The sequence below is a fragment of the Stenotrophomonas sp. 2YAF22 genome (assembly GCF_052114665.1).
In the GTDB taxonomy this organism is placed as follows: domain Bacteria; phylum Pseudomonadota; class Gammaproteobacteria; order Xanthomonadales; family Xanthomonadaceae; genus Stenotrophomonas; species Stenotrophomonas indicatrix.
This window is the reverse complement of record NZ_JBFRFE010000748.1, coordinates 1-1,823: the sequence shown is the minus strand read 5'-3', so window position 1 is coordinate 1,823 and position 1,823 is coordinate 1. Positions and strand designations below refer to the sequence as shown.

At 67.4% G+C, this 1,823-nt stretch carries 2 protein-coding genes and 1 pseudogene; 1 reads left to right on the top strand and 2 read right to left on the bottom strand.

The genetic code is table 11. The annotated features are described in order from the left end of the window. Positions 1-454, bottom strand: a 454-nt coding sequence (ruvX, locus tag AB4Y84_RS20720) for a Holliday junction resolvase RuvX (RefSeq protein ID WP_442250824.1), incomplete at its 3' end; no start/stop codon positions are given. Beyond that, complete coding sequence (locus tag AB4Y84_RS20715; RefSeq protein WP_394196044.1) at positions 447-1,013, bottom strand: YqgE/AlgH family protein; 567 nt, start codon at positions 1,011-1,013, stop codon at positions 447-449. The genes ruvX and AB4Y84_RS20715, both read right to left, overlap by 8 nt. A gap of 81 nt (positions 1,014-1,094) precedes the next feature. Between AB4Y84_RS20715 and AB4Y84_RS20710 the strand changes: the two are divergent. After that, positions 1,095-1,823 (top strand): annotated as a pseudogene (locus AB4Y84_RS20710) (DUF4153 domain-containing protein); the annotation flags it as partial.

The following is a 1,823-nucleotide window of genomic DNA, read 5'->3' as shown; positions in this document are numbered from 1 at the left end:
TGGCGTCGTCCGGCGACGACAACCAGCGGTCGATGATCACCGCCGCGGCCACGGCATCGAGGGCGGCCGCATCGCGACGACGCTTGCGCCCTTCGGCGCGCTCGACGGCGAAGCGGCGGGCAGCCTCGACCGAGCTGGAACGCTCGTCGATCATCACCACCGGCAGTTTGAAACGTTCCCGCAGCTGGCGGGCAAAGCCCTGCGCGCGCTTGCGGTTGGGCTGGTCCTGGCCGTCCAGGGTCAGCGGATCGCCAACCACCAGGCCATCGGGCTTCCATTCCTTGAGCAGGCGTTCGATCGCCGCCCAGTCGGGACCATTGCCGTGAACATCGACCACGGCCACGGCGCGCGCATGCGCGGCGAACGCACTGCCGATCGCCACACCGATCCGGCGCGAGCCGACGTCGAAACCGAGCACGGTGCCATCGCGACGGATGAGGGCCGGCTCAGACATGGCCGCTGTAATCGGTCAGCCGGAACAGATCGACGCCAATACGCGACGCGGCGCCCTGCCAGCGCTGTTCCAGAGGCAGCTGGAACACCAGTTCGGCGTCGGCCGGCACCGTCAGCCAGCTGTTTTCGGACAGTTCGCTTTCCAGCTGGCCGGCACTCCAGCCCGCGCAGCCCAGGGTGACCACGGCATTGGCCGGGCCTTCGCCGCGCGCCATCGCCTCGAGGATGTCACGCGAGGTGGTCAGGTACAGGCCGTCACCGACGATCAGGCTGGAATCCCACGCGCGCGCATCATCATGGATGACGAAGCCGCGCTCGGGATGCACCGGCCCGCCATTGAGCACCGGACGCGCCTGCAGGACGCCATCGCCGGTCGCGATGTCCATCTGCGCCAACACTTCGCCCAGGGTGTACTCGGAGGGCTGGTTGACCAGCACCCCCATTGCCCCGTTCTCGTCGTGCTGGCAGATCAGCGCAACGGTGCGGGCGAAGGTGGCGTCGATCAGCGACGGCAGCGCCACGAGCAGGTGATTGGCGAGGGAAGTCGGCGTTACTGGCATGGGTGTCATTCTAACCGCTGCAACCGGATGCGGGCGCGAAGGGATGGGCTAGGATGGCGCTCTTGCAAGGAGGACGACCCGATGCAGCAGGACGCAACGCTGTCATGGCCCACCCGCAGCATGATCGTGTTGATCGCATTGCTGCAGGGGCTGATGCTTTTCGCCGCCCAGGAACTGGCCGATCAATGGCCGTTCCGGGACATCGGCTGGCGCTACTGCTGGTATGCCTGGGTATTGACCGTGCCCACCGCGGTGGCCTTGACGCTGATTGATCTGAAGGCCTGGCGCCTGTGGCTGCACGCCGGGCTGGCCTCGCTGCTGGTGCTTGCTCTGGCGGCCTGGGCCGCCTGGAACCTGAGCGGAGAAACCGCGCTGTATGCGGCCGGGCTGCAGGTTCCGCTCTCGGTCTGCCTGGCGGTTGCCACGTTCATTGCCCTGCCTTGGTGGCAGTTCCGCCTGCACGCCGGTCATTGGCGGGCCGACTACGGCGCACTGTTCGAACGTGCCTGGCAGAACGGACTCACGCTGGTGCTGGCGGCGGTGTTCACCGGCTTGACCTGGCTGCTGCTGTGGTTGTGGGCAGCGCTGTTCCGGATGGTCAAGGTCGACTTCTTCCACGAGCTGTTCGGCAGCGACGCCTTCATCGCCCTGGCCACCGGCATGCTGGCGGGCTTCGGCGTGCTGATCGGGCGCACCCAGCATCGCGCGATGCAGATCACCCGCCAAGTGCTGTTCGCCATCTGCCGCGGCCTGCTGCCGTTGCTGTCGTTCATCGCGGTGCTGTTCGTGCTGTCGCTGCCGGCCCGCACC

Excerpts from the sequence above, each read along its gene's own strand:
- AB4Y84_RS20715 (WP_394196044.1), bottom strand. The coding sequence starts at position 1,013 with ATGCCAGTAACGCCGACTTCCCTCGCCAATCACCTGCTCGTGGCGCTG.